This window comes from Roseomonas gilardii (assembly GCF_001941945.1).
Taxonomy (GTDB): Bacteria; Pseudomonadota; Alphaproteobacteria; order Acetobacterales; family Acetobacteraceae; genus Roseomonas.
The window spans coordinates 666,731-687,463 of record NZ_CP015584.1 but is presented as its reverse complement, the minus strand read 5'-3'; the positions used below and the strand labels follow the sequence as shown (position 1 = coordinate 687,463).

General features: G+C 65.3%; 15 protein-coding genes and 2 pseudogenes. 14 read left to right on the top strand and 3 right to left on the bottom strand.

Going from position 1 to position 20,733, the window contains the following annotated elements:
• The first annotated feature begins 39 nt into the window (after positions 1-39).
• From RGI145_RS22525 to RGI145_RS25910, 8 genes and pseudogenes are all read left to right on the top strand, one after another.
• A complete protein-coding gene (locus RGI145_RS22525) occupies positions 40-789 on the top strand; it encodes an SDR family NAD(P)-dependent oxidoreductase (protein ID WP_075800735.1) in 750 nt (249 codons plus the stop codon).
• Between the two features lie 48 nt (positions 790-837).
• Positions 838-1,677: a transketolase gene (locus tag RGI145_RS22520; RefSeq protein WP_075800734.1), complete on the top strand. Its 840-nt coding sequence runs from the start codon at positions 838-840 to the stop codon at positions 1,675-1,677.
• Positions 1,674-2,702, top strand: coding sequence for a transketolase family protein (locus RGI145_RS22515; protein WP_075800733.1), 1,029 nt, complete (start codon positions 1,674-1,676; stop codon positions 2,700-2,702). Before RGI145_RS22520 ends, RGI145_RS22515 begins: the two co-directional genes overlap by 4 nt.
• A gap of 22 nt (positions 2,703-2,724) precedes the next feature.
• A pseudogene (locus RGI145_RS26045) lies at positions 2,725-3,201 on the top strand (NAD(P)-dependent oxidoreductase); the annotation flags it as partial.
• Positions 3,175-3,609 carry an NAD(P)-dependent oxidoreductase gene (locus RGI145_RS26040; protein WP_257787122.1) on the top strand — a complete coding sequence of 145 codons (435 nt, stop codon included), beginning with the start codon at positions 3,175-3,177 and terminating at the stop codon, positions 3,607-3,609. The pseudogene RGI145_RS26045 and the gene RGI145_RS26040, both read left to right, overlap by 27 nt.
• Positions 3,610-3,644: 35 nt before the next feature.
• Positions 3,645-4,667, top strand: coding sequence for a TRAP transporter substrate-binding protein (locus tag RGI145_RS22505; protein ID WP_075800731.1), 1,023 nt, complete (start codon positions 3,645-3,647; stop codon positions 4,665-4,667).
• Between the two features lie 102 nt (positions 4,668-4,769).
• On the top strand, positions 4,770-6,659 hold the full coding sequence (locus RGI145_RS22500; RefSeq protein WP_075800730.1) for a TRAP transporter large permease: 1,890 nt from the start codon (positions 4,770-4,772) through the stop codon (positions 6,657-6,659).
• A 639-nt stretch (positions 6,660-7,298) separates the two neighbouring features.
• A complete protein-coding gene (locus RGI145_RS25910; RefSeq protein ID WP_083671395.1) occupies positions 7,299-13,676 on the top strand; it encodes an autotransporter domain-containing protein in 6,378 nt (2,125 codons plus the stop codon).
• 372 nt (positions 13,677-14,048) lie between these two features.
• On the opposite strand, the gene RGI145_RS22485 is transcribed toward RGI145_RS25910, so the two are convergent.
• Complete coding sequence (locus RGI145_RS22485; RefSeq protein ID WP_075800728.1) at positions 14,049-14,735, bottom strand: TetR/AcrR family transcriptional regulator; 687 nt, start codon at positions 14,733-14,735, stop codon at positions 14,049-14,051.
• Between the two features lie 37 nt (positions 14,736-14,772).
• Entirely contained in the window at positions 14,773-15,504 is a 732-nt protein-coding gene (locus RGI145_RS22480) for an SDR family oxidoreductase (protein ID WP_075800727.1), read from the bottom strand.
• Between the two features lie 162 nt (positions 15,505-15,666).
• Here RGI145_RS22480 and RGI145_RS22475 point away from each other — a divergent pair, with 162 nt between their 5' ends.
• The 6 genes and pseudogenes from RGI145_RS22475 to RGI145_RS25905 all read left to right on the top strand — a co-directional run.
• Positions 15,667-16,338: an amino acid ABC transporter permease gene (locus RGI145_RS22475; RefSeq protein WP_075800726.1), complete on the top strand. Its 672-nt coding sequence runs from the start codon at positions 15,667-15,669 to the stop codon at positions 16,336-16,338.
• A gap of 24 nt (positions 16,339-16,362) precedes the next feature.
• Positions 16,363-17,013, top strand: a complete 651-nt coding sequence (locus RGI145_RS22470) for an amino acid ABC transporter permease (protein WP_075800725.1) — start codon at positions 16,363-16,365, stop codon at positions 17,011-17,013.
• Between the two features lie 25 nt (positions 17,014-17,038).
• Entirely contained in the window at positions 17,039-17,863 is an 825-nt protein-coding gene (locus tag RGI145_RS22465; RefSeq protein WP_075800724.1) for a transporter substrate-binding domain-containing protein, read from the top strand.
• A 21-nt stretch (positions 17,864-17,884) separates the two neighbouring features.
• The gene (locus tag RGI145_RS22460) at positions 17,885-18,634 is read left to right on the top strand and encodes an amino acid ABC transporter ATP-binding protein (protein WP_156878731.1); all 750 of its coding nucleotides are present in this window, start codon (positions 17,885-17,887) and stop codon (positions 18,632-18,634) included.
• Between the two features lie 21 nt (positions 18,635-18,655).
• The gene (locus RGI145_RS22455; RefSeq protein ID WP_075800723.1) at positions 18,656-19,102 is read left to right on the top strand and encodes a type II 3-dehydroquinate dehydratase; all 447 of its coding nucleotides are present in this window, start codon (positions 18,656-18,658) and stop codon (positions 19,100-19,102) included.
• A gap of 184 nt (positions 19,103-19,286) precedes the next feature.
• A pseudogene (locus RGI145_RS25905) lies at positions 19,287-19,642 on the top strand (IS3-like element ISMtsp5 family transposase); the annotation flags it as partial.
• 68 nt (positions 19,643-19,710) lie between these two features.
• Here RGI145_RS25905 and RGI145_RS22450 read toward each other — a convergent pair.
• Entirely contained in the window at positions 19,711-20,706 is a 996-nt protein-coding gene (locus tag RGI145_RS22450; protein ID WP_083671389.1) for a Bug family tripartite tricarboxylate transporter substrate binding protein, read from the bottom strand.
• Between the last annotated feature and the right edge of the window lie 27 nt (positions 20,707-20,733).

Here is a 20,733-nt window from a genome sequence, read left to right as displayed (position 1 = left end):
CCGGCGGAACAAGGCCGGTACGGGAATGGAGGAACGACCATGCTGCTGCAGGGCAGGACATGCGTGATCACGGGCGCCGCGTCGGAGCGGGGCCTCGGCCGGGCGGCCGCGAAGCTCTTCGCCGAGCAGGACGCCAGGGTCGCCATCCTCGACCTCGATGAAGCCGCCGCGCAGGCTGCCGCCAAGGCCATCGGCCCGGATCATCGCGGCTATGCCTGCGACGTCACGGACCGGGATGCCTGCCTTGGCGCGGCCAGGCGCATCCGCGAGGATTTCGGCGGCATCGACGTGCTGGTGAACAATGCCGGCATCACCCAACCCGTCCGGACGCTCGACATCACGCCGGAAAACTACGAGGCGGTGACGGACGTCAGCCTTCGCGGCACGCTGTACATGAGCCAAGCCGTCATCCCCACCATGAAGGACGCCGGCCGGGGCGCCATCGTCTGCATGTCCTCCGTCTCCGCCCAGCGCGGCGGCGGTGTCTTCGGCGGCCCGCACTACAGCGCCGCCAAGGCCGGCGTACTCGGCCTGGCGCGCGCCATGGCGCGGGAGCTGGGGCCAGACGGCATCAGGGTGAACTCCATCACCCCCGGCCTGATCCAGACGGACATCACCGCCGGCAAGCTCAGCGACGCGATGAAGGCGGAGATCCTGAAGGGCATCCCGCTGAACCGGCTGGGCGATGCCATCGACGTCGCGCGCATCTGCCTGTTCCTGGCCTCGGACCTCTCCTCCTACGTGACCGGTGCCACGATCGACGTGAACGGCGGCATGCTGATCCACTGAGGCGGGCCTTGACGGCCATCGCATCCATTCGAGGGAGGAATACGCAACGTGACCCAGATCGGGCATAACCTGACCCTGGCCGAGCGGGCGCGGCGCATCCGCCGTCATGCGCTCCGCATGGGAGAGGTGCAGGGACAGGGCTATATCGCCCAGGCGCTCGGCGTCGCCGATGTGCTGGCTGTCTCCTACTTCCACGCCACCAACTATCGCCCCGAGGACCCGGAGTGGGAGGAGCGCGACCGCTTCCTCCTCTCGATCGGCCACTACGCCATCGCGCTCTACGCGGCGCTGATCGAGGCGAAGATCATCCCCGAGGAGGAGATCGAGACCTACGGCTCCGACGACAGCCGCCTGCCGATGTCCGGCATGGCCGCCTACACGCCGGGGATGGAGATCACCGGCGGCTCGCTCGGCCATGGCCTCGGCATCGCGGTCGGGATGTGCCTGGGGCTGAAGCGGAAGAAGTCGAACTCCTTCGTCTACAACCTCTTCTCCGACGGTGAGCTGGACGAGGGCTCGACCTGGGAGGCGGCGATGTCCGCCGGCTCGCACAAGCTCGACAACCTGATCGGCATCGTGGACGTCAACCAGATGCAGGCGGACGGCCCCTCCACCAGCGTCATGAACTTCGAGCCGCTGCTGCCGAAGTTCGAGGCCTTCGGCTGGTTCGCCCAGCGGGTCGACGGCAACGACATCGCGGCGCTGGTCAAGGCCTTCGACGCGGCCCGCCACCATGACGGCGCCCGGCCGCGCATCATCATCTGCGACACGAAGATGGCGAAGGGCGTGCCCTTCCTGGAAGCCCGCGAGCGCAACCACTTCCTGCGCGTCGAGGCCGGCGAGTGGACGGAAGCCCTTCAGATCATCGATGCGGGAGCCATGGCATGAGGCGCTCGAAGTACATCCGCCCGTCCCTGACGGGCGCGGACGGCAAGCCGCGACTCACGACCTCGGCGATGATCGCCTCGATCGCGGGCGCTGGGCAGAAGACGAAGCCCGCCCCCTTCGGCCACGCCCTCGCCGCGCTGGCGCGGACGGATGAGCGCATCGTCGGCCTCTCGGCGGACCTCGCCAAGTACACCGACCTGCACGTCTTCCGCGACGCCCATCCCGACCGCTTCTACCAGATGGGCATGGCCGAGCAGTTGCTGATGATGGCCTCGGCCGGCCTGGCGCGGGAGGGGTTCCAGCCCTGGGCGACGACCTATGCCGTCTTCGCCTCGCGCCGGGCCTACGACTTCATCTGCCTCGCCATCGCCGAGGAGATGCTGGACGTGAAGATCGTCTGCGCCCTTCCTGGCCTGACCACGGGCTACGGCCCCAGCCACCAGGCCACCGAGGACGTCGCGATGTTCCGCGGCATGCCGACCCTGACCATCCTCGACCCCTGCGACGCGCATGAGATCGAGCAGGCGGTGCCGGCCATGTCGGCGCACAAGGGGCCGGTCTATATGCGGCTGCTGCGCGGCAACGTGCCCTGCGTTCTCGACGAATACGGCTACCGCTTCGAGATGGGGAAGGCGAAGCTGATCCGCGATGGCAAGGATACGCTGATCGTCTCCTCCGGCCTGATGACCATGCGCGCGCTGGAAGCCGCCGAGACGCTGCGGGCGGATGGCGTGGATGTGGGCGTGCTGCACGTGCCCACGATCAAGCCGCTCGACGAGGCGACGATCCTGGCCGAGTGCGGCAAGGGCGGCCGGCTCGTCGTGGTCGCCGAGAACCACACGGTGATCGGCGGGCTGGGCGAGGCGGTGGCGGGCGTGCTGATGCGCGCGGATGTGCGCCCCGCCGGCTTCCGGCAGATCGGCCTGCCGGACGCCTTCCTCGACGCCGGGGCGCTGCCGACGCTGCACGACCAGTACGGCCTGTCCACCAGCGCCGTCGCGGCCAGCATCAAGGGCTGGCTGTGATGCCGCCCTTCCCCGAAGGCATGCGGCGATGAGGACCGTCGCCTTCGTCGGGCTGGGCGCCATGGGCCGCCCCATGGCGCGGAACCTGCTCAAAGCCGGGTTCCAACTGCGCGGCTTCGACGTGAACCCCGCCGCGCTGGAGGAGCTGGAGGCCGCCGGTGGCACACCGGCCGCCTCCGCCCGCGAGGCCTTCGCCGACGCCGAGGCCATCCTGCTGATGGTCGTCAACGCCGCCCAGGCGGAGGCGGCGCTGTTCTCCGACGGCGCGCTCGATGCCGCGCCGCCCGGGGCCGTGGTCTGCCTGATGGCGACCTGCCCGCCGCGGCAGGTCCAGGCCATCGCCGAGCGGGTGGTGGCGAGTGGCCGCCGCTTCGTCGATGCCCCCGTCTCCGGCGGCGTCGTCGGCGCGGTCGCCGGCAGCCTGACCATCATGGCCGCGGCCCCCGCCGGGACCTTCGCGGCGGTCCGGCCCGTGCTGGAGGCGCTGGGCAACCGCACGCTGCTGGTCGGCGACCAGCCGGGCCAGGGCGCCACGGTGAAGACGGTCAACCAGCTCCTCTGCGGCGTCCACATCGTCGTCGCGGCGGAGGCGCTGTCGCTGGCGGAGAAGATCGGCGTCGATACGGCGGTGATGCTCGACATCCTCACCGGCACCTCGGCCGGAAGCTGGATGCTGAAGGATCGCGGCCCCCGGATGCTGGAGGCCGATCCGGAGGTGACGAGCGCCGTCGACATCTTCGTCAAGGATCTCGGCATCGTGCTGGAGGCGGGGCGGGAGACGAAGGCGGCGCTGCCGATGACGGCGCTGGCCTTCCAACTCTTCAACGCCACCTCGGGCCGCGGCGAAGGCGCCGCCGACGACAGTCAGGTCATCCGCGCCTACCGGGCCCTCAACGGCACCGGCTGACGCCTTAGCGAACCATAACCAACAAGGAGGAAACCATGACAACAACAACGTTCCGGCAAAGCCGTCGCACCCTTCTCGCGGGTGCGGCCGCCCTGCCCCTCGTCGCCGTCTTCGGTCGCCCCGTCCGGGCCGCCGAGTTCGAGATGAAGTACGCCACAGGGCAGGACCCGACCCATCCCGTGAACCTGCGCGCGCAGGAGGCACTGAACCGCATCCGCGAGGCCAGCTCAGGTCGCGTCGATATCAAGCTTTTCCCGGCGAACCAGCTCGGCTCCGATACGGACCTGCTGTCGCAGGTCCGCAGCGGGGCGGTCGATTTCTTCAACCTGTCCTCGCTGATCCTGGCGACCTTCGTGCCTCTTTCCGGCATCACCAGCCTTGGCTTCGCCTTCAAGAGCTATGACGAGGTCTGGGGGGCGATGGATGGCGAACTCGGCGATCACATCCGGGCCGAGATCGCCAAGACACCGATCTTCACGGCCTCCCGGGTCTGGGACAACGGCTTCCGCCACATCACCTCTTCGACCCGCGAGATCAGGGGACCAGCCGACCTGAAGGGCTTCAAACTGCGCGTGCCGCCGGCGCCACCGCTGACCTCGTTGTTCAAGGCGCTCGATGCCGCGCCCTCCCCCATCAACTTCAACGAAGTCTATACTGCCCTGCAGACCAAGGTGGTGGAAGGACAGGAGAACCCGCTCGCCATCATCGCCACCACGCGTCTCTACGAGGTGCAGAAGACCTGCAGCCTGACCGGGCATGTCTGGGACGGCTACTGGGTGCTCGGCAACAAACGTTCCTTCGCCCGCCTGCCGAACGACATGCAGGCGATCGTCACGCGGGAGCTCGACAAGTCGGCGCTGGACCAGCGGGCGGACATCGCGCGATTGAGCGAAAGCCTGCAGGCGGATCTCAAGGCCAAGGGCATCACCTTCATCGACGTCCAGCGGGACGAGTTCCGAAAGGCCCTGGCCGATACGAGCTTCTATGCGGAGTGGAAGCAGAAGTACGGCGCCACGGCCTGGGGGTATCTGGAGAAGGTCTCCGGCAAGCTCGGCTGAGCGGACACCCGGAAACACGGGACCGGCGGGCGTGGATGGCCGGGCGCGCGCGCCCCGCCATCCGCGTTCTTCCTGGCAAGAAAAGAACGGGAGGAGGATGCCATGAGCATTCCGAGCGACAGCGTGGAGGTCTCGCCGCATGGCGTGCCGGCGAGCCGGCACCGGCCGGAGGCCTGGGTCGAAAGGCTGAACAACATTGTCGGCGTGCTGGTGGAGTTCCCGGCGGCGATGCTGGTCCTGGCGGAAGTCGTCGTCCTCCTCATGGGCGTGATCTGGCGCTACTTCCTGCATCAGCCGCTCATCTGGTCAGACGAACTGGCCTCGATCCTCTTCCTCTGGCTCGCGATGCTGGGCTCGGTCGTGGCGCTCCGGCGTGGCGAGCACATGCGTATGACGGCCATCGTCGGCAAGCTGGCGCCACCGCAGCGTGCCTTTCTCGACCTGATCGCAATTGCGGCCGCCCTGGCCTTCCTGTTGCTGGTCGTCCACCCGGCCTATGAATTCGCGGCGGAGGAGGTCTGGGTCACGACTCCGGCCATGGAGATCGCCAATTCCTGGCGCGCTGCCGCACTACCGGTGGGGATGGCGCTGATGATCCTGGTCGGCGTCATCCAGATCTTCCGCCTCGGCCGCGCCCGCGACGCCCTCCTCGCCCTGGCGACGGTGGCGGCCCTTGTCGGCATCGCCGCGCTGGTAGGCCCTTCACTCAGGGGGCTCGGCAACTGGAACCTGTTGATCTTCTTCGTCTTCGGCGTCGGCAGCATGGTGCTTCTGGGTGTGCCGATCGCCTTCTCTTTCGGCCTCGCGACCTTCGCCTACCTGGCGCTCACGACCACGACGCCGATCGTCGTTGTGGTGGGCCGCATGGATGAGGGCATGAGCCACCTGATCCTGCTCGCCGTCCCGCTCTTCGTGCTGCTGGGCCTGCTCATCGAGATGACGGGCATGGCACGCGCGATGGTCGGGTTCCTGGCCAGCCTGCTGGGGCATGTACGCGGTGGACTCTCCTATGTGCTGATCGGCGCGATGTACCTCGTCTCCGGCATCTCGGGGTCGAAGGCGGCCGATATGGCAGCGGTCGCCCCCGTCCTCTTCCCGGAGATGAAGCAGCGCGGGGCGAAGCCGGGCGACCTGGTCGCGCTGCTCTCGGCCACCGGGGCCCAGACGGAAACGATCCCGCCCTCCCTGGTGCTCATCACCATCGGTTCCGTGACAGGCGTCTCGATCGCGGCGCTCTTCACCGGCGGACTGCTGCCGGGCGTGGTGCTGGGGTTGACCCTCGCGGCGCTGGTCTGGTGGCGCTACCGGAACGACGATCTGTCCTCCGTGCGGCGTGCCACGGGGCGCGAGATCGGCAAGGCCTTCCTGATCTCCCTGCCCGCGATCGCCCTGCCCTTCATCATCCGGGCGGCGGTCATCGAGGGGGTCGCGACGGCGACCGAGGTGTCCACCATCGGCATCGTCTATGCGGTGGTGGCCGGGCTGCTGATCTATCGGCGCTTCGATTGGAAGCGTGTCTATCCGATGCTGGTGGATACGGCCTCGCTGTCCGGGGCGATCCTGCTCATCATCGGGGCCGCGACCGGCATGGCCTGGGCGCTCACCCAATCCGGCTTCTCGGGCTCCCTGGCCGAGATCATGAAGGGTCTCCCCGGCGGCGCGCCCGCTTTCCTCGTGGTCTCGATCCTGGCCTTCATCGTGCTGGGATCGGTGCTGGAGGGTATTCCGGCCATCGTGCTCTTCGGCCCGCTGCTCTTCCCGATCGCCCGGCAGATCGGCGTGCATGAGGTGCATTATGCGATGGTGGTCATCCTGGCGATGGGCATCGGCCTCTTCGCACCGCCGTTTGGGGTCGGCTACTACGCCGCCTGCGCCATCAGCCGCATCCATCCCGACGAGGGTATGAAGCCGATCGTGGGATACATGATTGCCCTCTTCGTCGGGCTTGTCATCGTTGCCGTCGTACCCTGGATCTCGATCGGATTTCTTTGAGGGTGTTTCAAGGATGGCCGGCTGTCATCCGGACGCGGGTCATCCCTCCCCGCAATGCCTGGAAGGCTTCTGCACGGGTATGATGGTACTGATTGGCTGGTAACTGGTCGGAAGCGCCCCCCCGGATCATCGCAGGGGCTGAGAAGTCTGGGCCCGCGGCCTGATCGATCCCGTGCCAGCCGCGTCGGGGAACGCGGCTGGCCTCTCGGCGAGGAGACGCCGATGGGCCCGAGCCGGACCCGTTGCCGGTGGCCCTTCAGCGTGCGTGCCGTCTCGGGCATGCGGCGGATGAAATCCGCTCCCCCCCGAAAATTCAGCCGGTTCATCAACCAAAATTTATTTGGTGGCGACCTAATTCGACCCCGCTTCGCTCGGCTCGGGTCATGTTCCTGATTCGACCGGCCGAGGCGGCGGGGTGCTCTCGGCTGAGAGGCCCTGCACCGTCAACACGGCGTCCCAGAGGTCGATCACTTGTCGAAGAAATCCCCGAAACGCTCCACCCGCACCAAGAGGATGGGTGCGGCGGCAGCCAGTGCGGTCTTCGCTGTCGGTACAACCACGCCGATCTCCGCCCAGCAGGTTCTTACAGGCAGCCTCGACGTTGCGGGGTCCGTGAACGGTAATCGCCAGGGAGGGTACGTGATCCTCAACGGCGGATCGCTGGGCCTGTCGGATGGCACTTTCTATAACTTCCGCACGGTCGGCGGCGCCGGCAGTGGTGGCGGTGCCGGGCTCGGCGGCCTTGCCTTCATCGACAACGGCGCGACCCTGACTCTGAACAACGCCACGGTGATCGGCAACTCGGCGATCGGCGGCGCCGGCGGGAACGGTTCCGCCATTGGCGGCACGATGAACAGCCTGGGTGGCGGTTCCATTGGCGCCACGGGCGCGGCGGGAATCACCTTCCCCGACAACGAAAGCCTGATGGGGGATGGCAACGGCAACGGCCTGGCCGGCACCGTGGGCGGCAGCGGCGGGACGGTCGCCCTGGGTACGGGCGGCACCGGTGGCCGTGGAGGCAACGGGCAAGAGGGTTGGGGCCATAACCCGCAACTCATCCTGGATGTGACCAACGCTTCCATCGGGGCAGCCTCCGTGGCGGCAGCCCTCGCGGCCAAGCTGACCGAGTCCACGGCGCTCTGCGCCAGCCCCTTCACCGTGGCGGCATGCCCGGGCTCCGCGGCCGAGGCGGTGCAGCTCGGCCTCGATGTGGCGCAGGCCGGGATCACCCTTGGTCAGGCGTCCGCCCTGCTGGATGCCTGGAACAACGCACTGGATCGCGGTTCGGTGGGCCTGGGCGGCGATGGCGGCGCTGGCGGGACCGGCGGGGATGGCTCCGCCTATTATGGTGGTGGTCGCGGCGGGAACGGCGGCACCGGAGGAGCCTCAGGTGGTGGTGGCGCGAAGGCTGGGGTCGGCGGAGACGGTGGAACCGGCGGTGCCGGTGGCTTCGGTGCCGGCGGCGGCAGCGGTGGCAATGGAGGCTCCGGCAGCATCGCGGGCGCGGCAGGCGCGGGTGGCGCGGGAGGCTTCGGCGGCGGCCAGGGCAGCAGCGGCGTCGGCAAGGACCAACCCACCTCCACTGGCGGCGGTGGCGGCTCGGCCTATGGCGGTGCGGTCTTCGTCCAGGCGGGCGGCACGCTCCATGTCACGGGCGATACGACCATCGGCCAGAACAACGTCACGGGCGGCGCAAGCCTGAACGGCGGGAAGGCAGGCGATTCCGCCGGCACCGACATCTTCGTCATGACGGGCGGCAATGTGGTGCTGGACCCCGGCACGGGCCATGTCGTGACCATCAACGGCACGATCGCCGATGACAGCGAGGCCAGCATCGGGGGCTCCGTCGCAGAGGGTGCGGGGGCGGACGTCCATGTCAAGAGCGGCCTGGTTCGCCTGAACGGCGCCAATACCTATACCGGCCAGACCGTCATCGATGGCGGCGCGCTGGAGGCTCAGGACGGCGTCGGCATCAACCGCAACAGTAACATCCGCCTGAATGGCGGCGTCCTGCAGACCTCCGGGGTCTTCGACCGGTTCCTGGGCACCGAGAGCGATCGGATCCAGTGGAGCGGCAGCGGCGGCTTTGCCTCGTCCAACGCGGATACGCTGCGAGTCCGGCTTCAGGGTGGCATGGCGCTCACCTGGGCCGAGGACAGCTTCGTGCCGGATGGCCATGCGCTGATCTTCGGCTCCGACACGAGCCTCGGCAACGTGCTTCTGGAGAACGGCATCGACCTGAACGGCGGCATCCGGACTATCCTGGTTTCGCCCAATGCCGACGGCCGTGGCTATGCGGTGATCAGCGGAGTGCTGGCGAATGGTGGCCTGACTGTCGGCGATGCCGGCCACACCGGCCGGCTGATGCTGACGGCCGAGAACACCTATGCCGGCAAGACGACCATCAATGCCGGCGCGACGCTGGTGCTGGTGGGCGACGGTGGCATCGCACATTCCGCCGTCGTTCAGACCGACGGCTTGCTCGACGCGACCGGTGCCAGCCGCGACACGCACCTCGTTGCGCTGCAAGGCAACGGCGAGGTCCGCCTTGGTGTCCACGACCTGTCGATCACCAATGGGTCCGGGACTTTCGCCGGCGCCATCACGGGCTCCGGTGGCCTCGCCGTCCAGGCGGGCGACATGACTCTCTCCGGCACCAACACATACAGCGGCCAGACGAACATACGGGCCGGTGCCATCCTGCGCCTGGCGGGTGAAGGCTCCGTGGCTGCTTCCGCCGGCCTGAACGTGGATGGCACCTTCGATATTGCCTCCACCGTCGTCGGTGCTCTGGTGAAGACCCTCTCCGGTAGCGGGCAGGTGCAGCTCGGCGACAGAACCCTTGCGGTCGGTGGCGGATCGACGACCTTCGCAGGTGTCGTCGCCGGCACCGGCAACCTGGACATTCTGGGCGGAACTCAGACGCTCAGCGGCAGCAACACCTTCTCCGGCGAGGCCTATATCGGGCCGGATGGCAGGCTGGCCCTGGCCGGCGCAGGTGGCGTTGCCGCAGCCTCGCGCGTCGTGGCGGATGGGAGTTTCGATATCGCCGCGACGGATGACGGCGCACGCATCCGCACGTTGGCCGGCACCGGGGCCGTCACACTCGGCGATCGTATCCTCACGGTCACGAATGGCGCAGGCACCGATTTCTCCGGGCGGATGTCCGGGTCGGGCGGCCTGACGGTGAGTGGGGGCACGCAGATCCTTTCCGGCGTGAGCGACTACACCGGCCAGACCCGGGTGACGGCAGAAGCGAATCTCGGCCTCGCCGGTGCTGGCTCCGTCGGTGAATCCGAAGTGGTGGTCGACGGGACCCTCGATGTTGCGGCGGGTGACGCGCCGGCGATACGCACCCTCTCGGGAAGCGGTTCCGTGCTTCTCGGCGACAAGACGCTGGCCCTGAACGGCGCTGATACGCGCTTCGACGGCGTTATCGCAGGCGCGGGCGGCGTCACCGTGCTGGCCGGGCGGCAGGAGCTGACGGCCGTCCAGAACTTCTCCGGCGATGCGCGCGTCGCCGCGGGTGCCACCCTCGCCCTGTCCGGCGCCGGTTCGGTGGAGAATGCCTCCGCTATCCGGACCGATGGTGTTTTCGACATCGCCGCGACGAACGCCGGTGCACGCATCCGTACTTTGTCGGGTGCCGGTGCCGTCACCCTGGGCGATCGCGACCTCACGGTGACGGCAGGTTCGGACCGCTTCGATGGCGGCATCGCCGGCAATGGCGGCCTGATCGTGGAAGGCGGGCGGCTGGACCTCGCCGCCGCCAGCACCTATGCGGGCGTGACACATGTCATGGCCGGGGCTGGCCTCGGCCTGGTGGCCGGCGGCAGTGTCGCCAACTCCGCCCGGGTCCAGGTCGATGGCCTGTTCGATCTGTCGGGCGATGTCGCGCTGCGCTCCATCCGGGACCTGGACGGCATCGGCCGGGTGGCGCTTGGGGACTCGACGCTTGAGGTGACGAATGGTGCATCCACCTTCGCCGGCACGATCGACGGCACGGGGGGGCTGGTTGTCTCGGGCGGAACGCAAGGCCTGTCCGGCAACAACACCTATACGGGCCATACGCAGATCGCTGTGGGTGCCACCCTGGCTCTGAGTGGCGATGGCGCGATCGAGCACTCCTCGGCCATCGGCAACGACGGTGTCCTCGACATCGCGGCAACCTCGGCAGGTGCCCGCGTGCGGAGTCTTTCCGGTCAGGGCCGGGTGGAGCTCGGCGAGCGCGTGCTGAGCCTGACCGCAGCCGCCGACCGTTTCGACGGTATCCTCGCTGGTGCCGGTGGCCTGGCTGTCGAGGCGGGCGAGCAGTCGCTCACGGGCGCAAACACCTATACCGGCACGACGCGGGTCGATCCTGGGGCTATCCTGAGGTTGGAAGGCGCTGGCGCGATCGATCAGTCGGCCGTCGCCAGAATCGACGGCGCCCTCGACCTGTCTCCCGGCCTGCCCGTCCAATCATTGCGGACGGTCGCCGGTACGGGTGTCATCGCACTGGGCTCCAATACGCTGAACATCTCGGCAGGGTCCACCGAGTTCGGCGGAACCATCGCGGGAAGCGGCGGCCTGCAGATCGCCGCGGGCACGCAGGTCCTGTCGGGCAGCAACATCTATACTGGCTCGACCGTCATCGCGTCGGGAGCGGGGCTAGCGCTGAGCGGGCCGGGCTCCATCGCGACCTCGGCGGGGTTGATCAACGACGGCAGCTTCGATATCGGCGGCACCGCCGACGGGGCGGCCATCCGGACCCTGTCCGGCGCCGGACGTATCGATCTCGGTGCGAGGACGCTGACGCTCACCGATGCTTCCGGAAGCTTCTCGGGAACGATCGCGGGCACGGGTGCGCTTTCCGTGACCGGCGGAACCCAAGTTCTGACGGGCGCCAGCACCCACACCGGCGGCACTTTCGTCAGCAACGCGACGCTTTCCGTGAACGGCGACGCCGCGCTCGGTGCCGCGTCCGGCCCACTGGGCCTGGACAATGCCCGGCTCGTCACGCCACAGGGCCTCGTCTCAGCCCGTGACATCTCGCTGACCAACGCCAACATGGTGGACACCGCCCGGCAGACCGTTTCCCTGTCCGGTACCATCAGCGGGACAGGTGGGCTGATCGCCGCCGGTGGCGGACAGCTCTCGCTCAGTGGCAACAACACCTATTCTGGTGGCACGTTGGTGAAGGAGCAGACCACCCTCGCCGTCGGCACCGACCAGGCGTTGGGTGCCAAGCAGGGCGCGTTGGTGGTGGAAAGCGGACGGCTTCTCGCGACCGGTGATTTCTCCACCGAACGCACCATCGTGGTCAGGGAAGGTGGTACACTCCAGACCGACGGCTACCGTGTCGATCTGCGCGGAGACATCGTTGTCGAGAAGAAGGACAGCATCGCAGGGGGTGTGCGTCTCTTCGCTGGCACGGTTGGCGTCTATGGGCCGATGACCGTGGACGCACAGGGGCTCACCGTCTTCGAAGGGGGCACACTTAACGGCACGGGTACGGTTTCCCTCGCCACCACCGTCCGGGGCACACTGGCACCTGGCAACAGTCCGGGCGTGCTGTACGCGACCGCTCCCGTCACGATGGCAGCGAACTCGTCCTATGCCGTGGACATCGATGGGCCTACCGCCGGCACCGGTGCGGGTCATCACGACGCGCTCGTGGTCGAGGGGGCATCCTTCACCGCTGGTGGCGAGATCCGGCCCCAGCTCCGGGGTATCAGCGGCGATGCGGGCAATGCCTATACGCCCTCCATCGGCCAGGCCTTCCGGATCGTGCAGGCCGATGCAGGTGTGTTCGGCAGCTTCTCCGGCTTGGCACAGCCTGCTGCGGGACTGCCGGTCGGCACGCGCTTCGACGCCCTCTACGGTAGCCAGGATGTCACGCTCTACGTGACACCCCGGAACTATGCCGATCTGTCCGCCTTCGGTATTTCGCTCCGCGGCAACCAGACTGCGGTGGGCGAGGCACTGAATGCTCTGCGTCCCGTTGCTGGGCAGCGGGTCAGCGAGGCCGTGACGAAGGAGCTCCGCACGCTGTTTCCGATGTCGCCTGATGCGATGCCGCAGGCCATGAACCGGCTCGGCGGCACCGTCTATGGCGATGCCTTGGTCTCGGCCGCTTCCAGCAGCCGGATGTTCGGAGATGCGATTGCCGGTCGTACGACCGAACGCAGCTCGGTGTCCTCCGCCGATGGACGCTACACCAGCTGGATCTCCGGCTTTGGCGCTTCGTCCCGCATCGGCGCCGACGGCAACACCGGCTACAAGACGTCCGGTGGCGGTGTCGCGGTGGGTGCCGAGACACGGGCCAACAGCGAGATCCGCCTCGGCGGCGCCATCGGCTATGATGGCATGAGGGTCTCCTCGAACGACACAGCGTCGAGCGCGCGGATGGATAATACGCATGCCGCCGCCTATGGTGTCTGGGAGAGAGAGCGCTACAGCATCACCGGCCATGCAGGTGCCAGCTTCTCCGAAATGCGGATCAAGCGGAACCTGGGTGTCTTCCGGACCGAGGCGGAAGGGCATGGTTCGGGCTTCGGCGCCATGGCCGGACTGGAAGCGAAGGCTTCCTATAGCCTCGCTGGCTTCCGGATCCAGCCTGCAGTCGGTCTGCAGCTTGATACGGCAAGCCGGGGCGGCCTCACGGAAGCAGGGGCCGGCGCGCTTTCGCTTCGCACGGAGGATGGCGATGTGGCCTCTCTCCGTGGGTCGCTGGGCTTCCGTGTGGAGCGTTCGTTCCGCCTCGCGGAGGGATGGGGTCTCGCTCCCGCGCTTCGCGTCCGTTACTCGCATGAGTTCGCGGACGATGGAACGAGCACCGACGCTGCCTTCGTCGGTGGTTCCGGAAGCCGGTTCCGTCAGGCTTCGGCTCATTTGGGCCGGGACGGCGGAGATCTGCAACTGGGGTTGAACCTCAGCATGCCATCCGGTGTCTCGTCCTTCGTCAACTATGTGGCCGAGGCACGTGGCAATATGACGGGCCAGGCCGTGACCGGCGGCCTGCGTTACAGCTGGTGATATGTTCGTGGGGCGGGATGGCACAGCCACCCCGCCCCGCTCATGGAGAGATCGAGTCTCACGATACCGCAGCCCGTTCCGATTGCTGCGAGGTATCCACGGTACGTCGCTTCCGCTGCGTCAATCCCGGTTGCTCACGCCGGACGGTACGGCCAGCGAATGTCCAGTGCCAGGTCGGCCTCGCGCTGTGCGGCGCGGCTGGAGCCCGGTTCACCGGACGACTGACTATGCCACCCAGCCCCGACCTGCTGTTGCGCTTGTTCCACTGCGTGAAGGCACTGCTGTCTCCTAATGCTGCGCGTGCTGGCTGACGATGACGGGGTCTAGCGACGCAGACACTGGTCTGGGTTTCACTTTTCCCCCGACTGCGATCTATGGCGCGCGAACGAAACGCAAGACCATATCAACAATGGCATCCTGCCTCTGCGCGAGAACGGCTGGATCGAACAGGTTGCGTCCGAAGACAGCCGACAGGGTATGCCTGTTCGAGACGTACATGAAACCCAGGGCGGAAATGCTGATGTAAAGATCGAGCGCGTCTATCCCATCGCGAAATTCACCGCCAGCAGCACCGCGCTTTAGAATATTCTCGACGATATCGATGATCGGTCGATTCAGTTTTTCCACCAGTCTGGAAGACTTCAGATACCGCGCACCATTCTGGTTCTCGATGTTGAGGATACGCACGAAGTCGGGATGCTCGACATAATAGTGGAAGGTGAACTGGACGAGTTTGGCAAGAGCCTTGGTCGGGCTGAGGGATGCGAACTCGACGGCTTCCTCACTCAATCGGATACCAGCATAGACCTCTTCCAGGACCGCTACGTAAAGCTGCTCCTTGCTGCCGAAATAATGGTACAGGACAGCCTTGTTGCTGTTGGTGCGGCTGACGATGCTGTCGATCCGTGCCCCGCCATATCCATGCTTCGCAAACTCGGCAATCGCCGATTCCAGCAGTTCCCTTCGGCGACGCTCTGGTGCGCGTTCGCCTGGCGCTACCAATGTGACTGTGGGCTTGCGGCGCCGAAGTTGTGATCCCGGTGCGCGCGGCGATGTCATGGTCCGATGACTTGCTTCAGTTCCGGCTTTCCCAGGCTTAATAGGTAGCACGGCCGCCTGAGAGATCGAACACCGCACCTGTAGAGAACGAGCATGCGGGCGAAGCAAGCCATCCCACCAGTGCCGCGGCTTCTTCCGGCCGGCCCAGGCGGCCCATGGGGATCTTCCCTTTCATGGCAGCGATATATTGTTCGGTCATCTGTTGAAGAAGCTCGGTCTCAATCATGGCCGGCGCGATGCAGTTCACCCGCACGTCGGTCAGAGCGAGTTCCTTGCCGAGGGATTTGGTCAGCGCGATGACACCCGCCTTCGACGCGGAATAGGCACCTCCATAGGCGTTTCCCTCCTTCCCGGAAATCGACGCGATATTAACGATGCGGCCGTAGCCTGCTTCCGTCATATGGGGAACGACTGCCCTGCAGCACAGGAAGGTGCCATCGAGGTTGATCGACATCACACGCCGCCAGTCATCGAGGCTGTATTCGGCCACGGAGAAATTCGGCCCGGTGATGCCAGCCGAGTTGATCAGGTTGGCAATGCCCGAAGCCCTCTCGATTGTCTCCTCGAAGCCGCGTGCGACGGAGGCCTGATCCGTCACATCCACGATCAGGCCTAGACCCCCTTCAAACTCCGCCGCCTTTTCGGCGACGTGCCGATCCAGGTCCCACAGGACAATCCTGTCACCACGCTTCGCCAGATAGCGGGCGATGGCGAGCCCAAGGCCACCACTGCCGCCCGTCACGACTGAGACCTGCTGCGCGGCTTCCATCCTGGGCTTCCTCCGTTTGTTTTGCTGCGTTGCAGTAAAGGGCGGAGCCGATACTGACCAATAACTTGACCTCAACCAACCAGTCGGTTAACAGCATACCAGACGTTCGTCCAGCGTCGCATGGCAATGCCGTAAACGGCCTTAGAAAAACCGGGAGGAAGCTTGGAATACAGCTTCGACTTCGCTGTTGTCATCGACCAGTGGCGGGAGCTCTTCTGGGGCTGCCTCCTGACGCTGCAGCTTACGGCGTTGGCTGTTCCTATTACACTGGCTATCGCAATCCTGGCAGTATTCGTGCTGCAGGTGCGAGAGCGCGTCAGTACGACCATCATCCAGGCCTTCGTGGAAATCGTACGCAATACCCCCTTCCTCGTACAAATCTTCTTCCTTTTCTTCGGCCTTCCCACGATCGGCATCCGCCTGGACCCGAACATCGCGGCCGTCCTGGCGCTCGGCCTCAACGGAGCGGCCTATGCAATCGAGATCATCCGTTCCGGCGTGGATGCTCTGCCAAAAGGCCAAGTCGAGGCTGGCAAGGCACTTGGGATGAGGCCGTTCCAGATCTTTCGCCACATCATCCTGAAGCCGGCATTGCGGACCATCTATCCGGCGCTCACGAGCCAGTTCATCTTCCTCATGCTGACGTCGAGCATCGCGTCATCCATAACCGCACGCGAGCTCACCCATGTCGGAGCGGAGATCGAAGCGACGACTTTCCGGAGCTTCGAGGTCTATTTCGTGATCACGGGACTGTATCTGCTGATGTCGATCTTCCTGTCGAAAATATTCGCGGTGATTGGCCGCCTGAGCTTCTCCTATCCCACCAGCCGTTGAGCGCCGATCAATGGAAGAATGCCGATGATCACCTCACTTGGCCCTGCGCAGTTCGAGTTGCTTTTCAGAGGTCTTCTCTGGACGCTGGCGCTGTCGGGCATAGGCTTCGTTGCCGGTGCGCTGGGCGGTCTGATGATTGCCCTTTGCCGCAGCTCAGGTCTCCGGTGGCTGGAGACTCTGGCTGCCGGCTTTATCGAGATCTTCAGGGGCACACCGCTTCTGCTGCAGCTCTTCATTGTTTATTACGGCGTGGCTTTGCTCAACTTCTCCATCGATCCATGGCTTGCAGTTTCGATCGCCTTCATGCTGCATGCCAGTGCCTTTCTCGGTGAGATCTGGCGAGGAAGCATTCAGGCGATTCCGGGGGGCCAGAGCGAGGCGGCTGTCGCGCTCGGCCTGCGGTACGCAGATCGCCTGCGGTACATCATCCTCCCACAGGCGCTCAAGATCTCGATCCCTGCCACGATCGGCTTCCTGGTCCAGTTGATCAAAGGAACCTCTCTGGCAGCCATCGTGGGCTTCACCGAACTCGCCAGGACCGGGCAGATCCTGTCCAACATCACTTATAGGCCGTTGCTGATCTACGCGATCGTCGGCCTGATCTACTTCGCTGCCTGCTGGCCTCTTTCACGGCTCGGCAAGGCGATGGAGCGCCGACTGACTCCGGCGAGATAATGGAAAAGCAATTGGGAGGACACCAATGACCCTTCATTTGAACCGGCGCCATCTTCTGGGTGCCTTCGCCCTGACCGCCACCGGGCTGATGGCGGCGAGCCCAGCTTTTGCCCTGACGCCGGACGACATCAAGAAGCGCGGCAGCCTCCGGATCGGCGTGCTTTCGGAACTACCGCCTTGGGGGTTTCTAGACGCCGGTGGGCAGCCGGCTGGCTATGATGTCGATGTCGGCAAGCTCATCGGCAAGAAGCTCGGCGTTCCGGTCGAGTTCGTCGGCATGACGGTCGCTGCGCGTATCGCGCAGGTCATGACCGGCAAAGTGGACATGCTCCTTGCCACCATGGGCATGTATCCGGATCGCGCGAAGGTCGTGCAGTTCACCAAGCCCTATGCCGGGCTGAAGATCATACTTCTGGCAAAGAAGGACCAAAAAATCGAGAAGATCGACGATGCCTCCGGTTTGCGCATTGGAGTCACACGTGGTTCGGCTCAGGACACGGCGATCTCTGCTGCCCTGAAGAATGCCGACATCCGCCGCTTCGATGATGATTCCGCGGCCATTCAGGCGCTTATCACCGGCCAGGTGGACGCCATCGGCGCCAATACGACCTATATGATCAATATTAATAAGATCTTCCCCAACAACAACTTCGAGCAAAAGCTCGTCTTCAACGAGCAATGGATGGGCATCGCGGTGAAGCCGGGACAGAAGGAACTTGTGGATTGGCTCAACGCGTTCATCGATGAAGTCAAGGCGAATGGGGAGCTGGAGAAGATCAGCCAGCATTGGATTGGCCAGAAACTTCCGGTCTTCCCGACGCAGATCGAGGGTGTTCCGTTCAGCGCATAAGGCTGGGATGAAATGAACACCATGCCGATTGAGACGCAAACGGCCATTCTTATGGAGAAGGTCAACAAGCACTACGGCTCTTATCATGCCCTTCGGAATGTGGATTTCACCGTCGGGACCGGCGAGCGCGTTGTGCTTTGTGGCCCATCCGGCTCCGGAAAATCGACGCTTGTCCGGTGCATCAACCGCCTCGAGATTATCCAGTCCGGCCGGATCGTGGTGGATGGCGTGGACCTGGGTGGCGGTCGGCATAATGTCGACCAGGTGCGTCGTGATGTCGGCATGGTGTTTCAGCAGTTTAACCTGTTCCCGCATATGACGGTGCTGCAGAACTGCATGCTGGCACCGATGCGGGTGCGTGGGCTTTCGGCTCAGGAAGCCCGGGCAGTGGCGCAGCGACTGCTCGATCGGGTGCAGATTGGCAAACAGGCGGAGAAGTACCCCGCCCAGCTTTCCGGCGGCCAGCAGCAGCGTGTCGCGATTGCACGGGCTCTCTGCATGCAGCCACGTATCATGCTGTTTGACGAGCCGACCTCCGCTCTCGATCCGGAAATGGTCAAAGAGGTCCTCGATACAATGACGGACCTCGCCAGCGAAGGCGTGACGATGGTCTGCGTCACCCATGAGATGGGATTTGCACGCGCTGTCGCTGATCGCGTCGTGTTCATGGCGGATGGAGAGATTGTCGAGGAAGGGCCGCCTGGGGAGTTTTTCTCCTCACCGAAGCATCAGCGGACACGTAACTTCCTGGGACAGATCCTCAACCATTGAAGCGATGAGCAGGAGCACCAAATGAATAAGTCCATCTTCATCCTGAACGGTCCGAACCTAAATCTGCTCGGCCAGCGCGAGCCCGAGATTTACGGCTACGACACGCTGGACATGATCCGCGAACGATGTGCCGCCCGTGCCAATGCCCTGGGCGAGACTATTGAATTCCGGCAGAGCAATCACGAAGGCGCCCTGGTTGAGAGCGTGCATGAAGCGCGCGATGTGGCATCTGGCATCATTATCAATCCAGCTGGCTATACCTTCACTTCAGTCGCGCTCATGGATGCCTTGAAGATGTTCAACGGTCCCAAGATCGAGCTCCACATCAGCAATGTGCATAAGCGGGAGCCTGTTTACCACAAATCCCTGATGAGTGCTGTTGTCACTGGCCTCGTGGTTGGCTTCGGCGCCTATGGCTACGAGATGGCCGTCGATGCCATGCACTACCTCTGCGATGAGGAAGCGTAACGGCTCTGCGACGCTCCGTATGGTATGCATCGGCGCTTTTCTACGTTCCAGCAAGCTCAGCGATCGCGTTTTTGCCAACGATGCTATGTTGATGTTTGCTGTGACGACCGGAACTGGTTCGCTCAATAACCAAGCCGGTCGGTCTCCTGGTAGAGGCCCTGGATCTCTTTCTTGAAGGCAGGGCTCGCGGGCGTTGACCGTGACGGCAGCCACTCTGAACGGCTGGGGTGACGCCTTCCCGGCGACACGGCCCACCGGCGGCGAGAGGTTGAGGAGCGCACGGCTCAAGGCACGACTGGGGGAGATGCTACTCGAGCGTGAGCTGCTGGAGGCCAGAGTCGCAGCCCTGGAGAGCGGCTGCCCTTTGGCCCAAAGGAGATCGAGGCCACGAGCCAAGTCATGCCGCATAGCAACGGCGCATCCTATGGCTTGGCCCGGGTGTGTCGTGTCTGGCGCGCGGCCCGGGCCACGATCTACCGCCGCCGCCTGCCGCCCCGGACGCAATCCCCTTGGCGCCGAGGGCCGATGCCGCCCGTTCCTCGTCGGTAACCCTGGACCAGAGAACCCGCCTCATGGGCTGGTGACACTGCTCAGGGTTGCCCATCACCTCAACCTTTACTGGCCACTCCTGTCAGGCGCACCAGCGCCTCACCGCTGCTCCGGTCCCGCGCGATGAGCGCTTTGAACTCACCCGGCGAGTTGCCGACGCCGTGGAAGTATTGCGGCAGCAAGACGCGGCGGCGGAACTCCTCATCCGTCACCACCTGACGGACGGCTGCGGCAAGACGTGTCGAGATGCCTGCATCGATCCCCGGAGGCGCCGCCAGGCCCCACCAGGCGCCGGCATAGGGAAAGTCATACCCCAGCTCAGCCATGGAGGGTGTCTCCGGGAGATCGGGCAAGCGCCGGTCGCCGAGGACCGCCAGCGGCCGGATCCTGCCTGCCTGGATCTGCGGCATGGCCACCGCCATGCCGACATAGGAAGCCTGCACCCGCCCCGCGGAAAGTTCACGAATGGCGTCGGCGACACCGCGATAGGGTACGTGCTCCAGCTCGATCCCTTCTGTCTTCTTGATCCACTCCCAGAGGAGGTTCGGTGTCGAACCCGCGCCGGAAGAACCGTAGTTCAGGCCCTTGCGCCCCCGGGCCCAGGCGATGAAGTCCTTCAGGTTGCCGGGTGGCGCCTCCAGGCTGGCCAGGACCACCGAAGGGCTCGTAGCCAGTTGCGTGACTGGTTCGATCGAAGCAAAGCGCTGATAGAGCTGTGGCTCGATGAAAGGCATGGTGGTCATGACCTCCACATTAACGGCGCAGAACGTGCTCCCGTCCGGCGCAGCCTGGGCGCAGGCCTCGAGGCCGATCACGCTGTTGCCGCCCGCCCGGTTCTCCACGACGACGGGCTGGCCAAGGACAGGGCGCAGCCCTTCGGAAACCGCGCGCACCAGCAGATCGAGATTGCCGCCGGGTGGCTGCGGCACGATGATCCGTATGGGGCGCTTCGGCCAGTCCTCCTGTGCCATTGCTGGCATCCCGGCCAGACCGAGGGTGCCGAAAGCCGTCAGCCCCCTCAGAAGCGCCCGGCGATCTATGTCGCTTTTCGGCATGACTTGTTTTCCTCCTGGACGTTCCCC